Here is a 4969-nt window from a genome sequence, read left to right as displayed (position 1 = left end):
CGCCCTCCCACCGTCCGGCCAACAGTGCCGACAGGTGCTCGGCGACACCCGGGGAGAGCATGGCACACCCCTGCGGCCTGCAGTGCACGCAGACGGTTCCACCGGATGCCACGTGGAACGCCCTGTGCGGCCCCACCACGCCGCAGAGCACGCAGCGGTCCAGGACCGGCTCCCAGCCGGACGCCGCCATGGCGCGAAGGAGGAACGCGTCGGCGACCAGGCCCGGCGGCCGCCGGTGTTCGGCCAGGGAGCGCAGCGCCCCGACGGCGAGGCCGAGCAGTCTCGGTGTGGGTGCGCCCTCCTCACCCGCCAACCGCTCCGCGGTCTCCAGGACGACGCAGGCCGAGGTGTACGCCGGATAGTCCGCCACGAGGGGGCGGGCCAGCGACTCACGGCTCGACGCCTGCCTGACGGAACCCAGTCCGCTGCGGCCCCGACCCGGGGCGATCTGCACCTCCACCACGGCGAACGGCTCCAGGCTGGCGCCCATCCGCGACCGGGTGCGGCGCACCGCGCGGGCGACGGCCCTGACCAACCCGTGGTGCTGGGTGAGGAGTGTGACGATCCGGTCCGCCTCACCCAGGTCGTAGGTGCGCACGACGAGACCGGTGTCGGTGAACGGGTGCATCCGGGCCTCCTCGCCTGCGGGGCGTAGACGACCATTGTCCCACTCCCTGATGAGCACCGGGTCCCCCGGCGAGGGCTAGTGTCTCGTTGTGCCCAGTCTCGCCTCCCACCTCATCCCTCTGCTCATCCGCGCCACCCGGCGGCAGCGCCTGTTCGCCGAGCCACAGCGTGCCCGTGACTTCCTCGACGAGGCCGCGGTGCGTCCGGCGTCGTACGCCCCGCCGCGATTGCGTGACGATGTCCGGCTCACCCGTGCCGACCGGAACGGGTGGCCGGTCTACGTACTGGAACCCGCCGAGGCACCCGCGAGCGGCACCGTGGTCTACGTCCACGGTGGAGGCTGGGCCAAGGAGATCGTCGCGCCGCACTGGCGACTGTGCGCCCAGATGGCCGCCGAGGCCCACACCCGCGTCCTGGTGCCGGTCTACCCCCTGGCCGGACCGGTGACGGCATCGAACCGTGGAACGGCGGCGAGCGTGGTGTCCGGGGTGGCCGACCTGGTGCGGGACGAGCTCGCCGAGCACGACCCGGTGTGTCTCGCCGGTGACAGCGCGGGGGGCCAGATCGCGCTTTCCGCGGTCATGGAGCTGCGGGATCGGGGTGTCCCCCCGCTTCCCGCGACGATCCTGATCTCCCCCGCACTCGACCTGGCGATGGACAACCCGGACATCGACCGGGTCCAGCCCCGTGACCCGTGGCTCGCCCGTGAGGGTCTGCGGGTGTTCATCGACGCCTGGCGGGTCGACCTGCCCCTGGACGACCCGCGGGTGAGCCCGCTGTGCGGGGACTTCACCGGTGTGGGTCCCCTGACGGTCTTCGCCGCCACCCGCGACATCGTCCTGCCGGACGTGCGCCTCGGGGTGGAGCGGGCTCGCGCCGCCGGCGTCGACGTCACCTATGTCGAGGAGAAGGACCTACTGCACGTGCACCCGCTGCAACCCACCCCCGAGGGCCGGGCCGCGCGGGAGACGATCGTGGGGATCGTGCGTTCGGCCGTGGGTTAGGAGCGATCGCGCCAGCGGTCTAGAAGCCGAGTCTCCCGAGCATCTTGGGGTCGCGCTGCCACTCCTTGAGGACCTTGACATGCAGGTCCAGGTACACCCTGGTCCCGAGCAGCTCCTCGATCCCCGCCCTGGCCCGGGTGCCCACCTCACGCATGCCCGAGCCACCCTTGCCCAGGACGATCGCCTTCTGGCTCTGCCGCTCGACGTAGACGGTCGCGTGGACGTCCACCATGTCATCACGTCCCTCTCGCGGCAGCACCTCCTCGATCGACACGGCGATCGAGTGGGGCAGTTCGTCGCGGACGCCCTCGAGTGCGGCCTCGCGGATGAGCTCGGACATCCTGGTCTCGTCGGACTCCTCGGTGATCACGTCCTCGGGGTAGAACCGCGGTCCCTCGGGGAGCAGGGAGGCGATCACGTCCGCCACCACGTCCACCTGCTCACCGGACGCGGCGGAGACCGGGACGACCTCGGCCTCCGGCCCGAGGAGCGTGGACACCGCGACCAACTGCTCCATGACCTTCTGCTTGGAGACTGTGTCGATCTTCGTGACCAGACCCAGGATCGGGGTCGTGGGACAGAGCTTGCGTACCTGCTCGAGGATCCAGCGGTCCCCGGGGCCGATCCGCTCCCCCGCCGGGATGCACAGCCCGATGAGGTCGACGTCGGAGTAGGTGTCCTCCACCAGGGCGTTCAGCCGCTCGCCCAACAGGGTGCGCGGTCTGTGCAGCCCCGGTGTGTCCACCAGGATGATCTGGGCGTCGGGCCGGTGGACCAGCCCACGGATCGCGTGGCGCGTGGTCTGGGGGCGGGAGGAGGTGATCGCGATCTTCTCGCCCACCAACGCGTTGGTGAGGGTGGACTTGCCGGTGTTCGGCCGACCGACGAAGCTGACGAATCCGCTCCGGAAGCCCTCTGGGGTGGTCATCGGTTCTCCTCGTCGTCGTTCTCGTCTGCGTCGTCACCGGCGGCCGGGTCGAGCTTCTCGGCCACCACGGTGATCACCCTGACCCGGCCGCGACGGTCGTGACCGCCCTCGGCGCGCAGGTCCAGGCCGACGGAGACCACGTGCGCTCCCGGTAGGGGGACGCGGCCGAGCTCGAGCGCCATCAGGCCCCCGATGGTCTCGACCTCCTCGGTCACCTCGTCCGCGAACTCCACGTCGAACAGCTCGGCGACCTCGTCCAGACCGAGCCGGGCCGACAGCCGGTACCGACCGTCCTCCAACTCCTCGACGGGGGGCACCTCGGTGGTGTCGTACTCGTCCACGATCTCACCGACGATCTCCTCGAGGATGTCCTCGATCGACACCAGTCCGGCGGTCCCGCCGTACTCGTCGACCAGGATCGCCAGGTGGTTGTGGTCCCGCTGCATCTCCGACAGGAGGTCGTCGATCCTCTTGGCGTCCGGAACGAACACCGCGGGACGCATCACCTCCGAGACCGGAGCCGCGCGTCCGTCGGGGTCGTCGAGTCGCGCCACGATGTCGCGGAGGTAGATCACCCCCACCACGTCGTCGGAGTTGTCACCGTCCACCACGGGGATCCGGGAGTACCCCGACTTGACGGCGAGCCGGGCGGCCTGACCGACCGTCTTGGACGATTCGATCCACACCATCTCCGTCCGCGGGGTCATGACCTCGCGCGCGGTGGTGTCCCCGAGCTCGAACACCGACTGGATCATGCGCGATTCGTCGTCGGCCACGACGCCGCGCTCTCGGGCCATGTCCACGATCTCGAGCAGTTCGATCTCGGTGGCGAACGGCCCGTTGCGGAATCCCCGGCCCGGGGTGACGGCGTTGCCGACACCCACCAGAAGGCTGGCGACGGGGCCCAGGACCATTCCGAGCACCCACATCGGGGTCGAGGCCCCCAGGGCGAGCGAGTACGCGTGCTGGCGTCCCAGCGTGCGGGGGCCGACGCCGGCCACGACATACGCCGCGATGGTCATCACCGCGATCACACCGACCAGCGCCCAGGCCGTGGACTCGATGAGTTCGGCAGACACGACGGTGAGGAGCACGACGCCGGAGATCAGGCTCAACAGATGCAGCAGCACCGTGACATTGATGTAGCGCGGACGGGTGAGCAGCATCCGGGAGAGCCTCGCGGCCCCGTAGCGGGACTCCTTGGCCATCTCCTCGACCCGGGCCACCGACACGGTGCTCAGCGCCGCGTCGAGGGCGGCGAAGACGCCGGCGAGCAGGATGAGCAGTGCAGCCGCGACAGCGGTGAGGATGATCTGGTCCACGGGTCAGGCGTCCGCGCGCGGGGCGTCGTCCTGCGAGGCGTCCCGGTGGTCGTACCACTCGCCCAACAGCTCGTTCTGCAGGCCGAACATCTCCCGCTCCTCGGCCGGCTCGGCGTGGTCGTACCCGAGCAGGTGCAGGCACCCGTGCACGGTCAGCAGCGCGAGCTCGTGCGCGAGCGGATGCCCGGAGCTGGCGGCCTGGTCGGCGGCGAACGCCGGACACAACACGATGTCCCCGAGCATCGCCGGCCCGGGGTCGGGCAGGTCGGGGCGCCCGCCCGGGGAGAGCTCGTCCATGGGGAAGCTCATGACGTCGGTGGGACCCGGGAGGTTCATCCACGTCACGTGGAGATCGGCCATGGTGTCCTTGTCCACGAGCGTGACCGACAGTTCGGCGGCCGGGTGCACGTCCATCCGGGCGATCACGAACGCGGCGACGTCGATGAGCTCTGCCTCGTCGACCTCCACCCCCGACTCGTTGGCGACCTCGATGCTCATCTGCGGCGGTGCTCCCTGTTCCTGTGTCCGGTCGTGGGGTCCTCGCCCCGTTCGAGGCGCTCCTCGTGCTTGGCGTAGGCGTCGACGATCCGGGCCACCAGCGCGTGCCGCACGACGTCGGCGGAGGTGAGCTCGGAGAAGTGGATGTCGGGGACCCCCTTGAGGATGTCGCGCACCACCTTGAGGCCGGAACGCTGCCCGCCCGGGAGGTCGATCTGGGTGATGTCCCCCGTCACCACGATCTTCGAGCCGAACCCGAGGCGCGTGAGGAACATCTTCATCTGCTCGGGGGTGGTGTTCTGCGCCTCGTCGAGGATGATGAACGCGTCGTTGAGGGTGCGCCCGCGCATGTAGGCCAGCGGTGCCACCTCGATCACCCCCGCGGCCATGAGCTTGGGGATCGCCTCGGGGTCCATCATGTCGTGGAGCGAGTCGTACAGCGGCCGGAGGTACGGGTCGATCTTCTCGTGCAGCGTGCCGGGCAGATAGCCGAGCCGCTCACCGGCCTCGACCGCCGGGCGGGTGAGGATGATGCGGCTGACGTCCTTGGCCCGCAGCGCGGCGACCGCTTTGGCCATGGCGAGGTAGGT

6 protein-coding genes are annotated in these 4969 nt (G+C 70.2%); 1 reads left to right on the top strand and 5 read right to left on the bottom strand.

Annotation, left to right across the window (positions count from 1 at the left end; genetic code table 11):
• The coding region (gene recO, locus G6026_RS10045; protein ID WP_182613093.1) for a DNA repair protein RecO at positions 1–628 on the bottom strand (628 nt) is incomplete at its 3' end.
• An 88-nt stretch (positions 629–716) separates the two neighbouring features.
• On the opposite strand from recO, the gene G6026_RS10040 reads away from it, so the two are divergent.
• Positions 717–1631 (top strand): alpha/beta fold hydrolase, encoded by a 915-nt coding sequence (locus G6026_RS10040; RefSeq protein ID WP_182613092.1) that lies wholly within the window; start codon positions 717–719, stop codon positions 1629–1631.
• 19 nt (positions 1632–1650) lie between these two features.
• Here the strand turns inward: G6026_RS10040 and era are convergent, their stop codons facing one another.
• From era to G6026_RS17315, 4 genes are all read right to left on the bottom strand, one after another.
• Positions 1651–2559, bottom strand: coding sequence for a GTPase Era (gene era / locus G6026_RS10035; RefSeq protein WP_182613091.1), 909 nt, complete (start codon positions 2557–2559; stop codon positions 1651–1653).
• Entirely contained in the window at positions 2556–3881 is a 1326-nt protein-coding gene (locus G6026_RS10030; RefSeq protein ID WP_182613090.1) for a hemolysin family protein, read from the bottom strand. The genes era and G6026_RS10030 overlap by 4 nt, the downstream gene beginning before the upstream one ends.
• Before the next feature lie 3 nt (positions 3882–3884).
• The gene (gene ybeY, locus G6026_RS10025; RefSeq protein WP_107756116.1) at positions 3885–4379 is read right to left on the bottom strand and encodes an rRNA maturation RNase YbeY; all 495 of its coding nucleotides are present in this window, start codon (positions 4377–4379) and stop codon (positions 3885–3887) included.
• Positions 4376–4969: PhoH family protein (locus G6026_RS17315; RefSeq protein WP_241728009.1), on the bottom strand; the 594-nt coding region annotated here is incomplete at its 5' end. The genes G6026_RS17315 and ybeY, both read right to left, overlap by 4 nt.

The sequence above is a fragment of the Dietzia sp. DQ11-38-2 genome (genome assembly GCF_014145055.1).
In the GTDB taxonomy this organism is placed as follows: domain Bacteria; phylum Actinomycetota; class Actinomycetes; order Mycobacteriales; family Mycobacteriaceae; genus Dietzia.
Note: the sequence above shows the minus strand (reverse complement) of the source record. Positions and strands in the feature narration are given on the sequence as shown.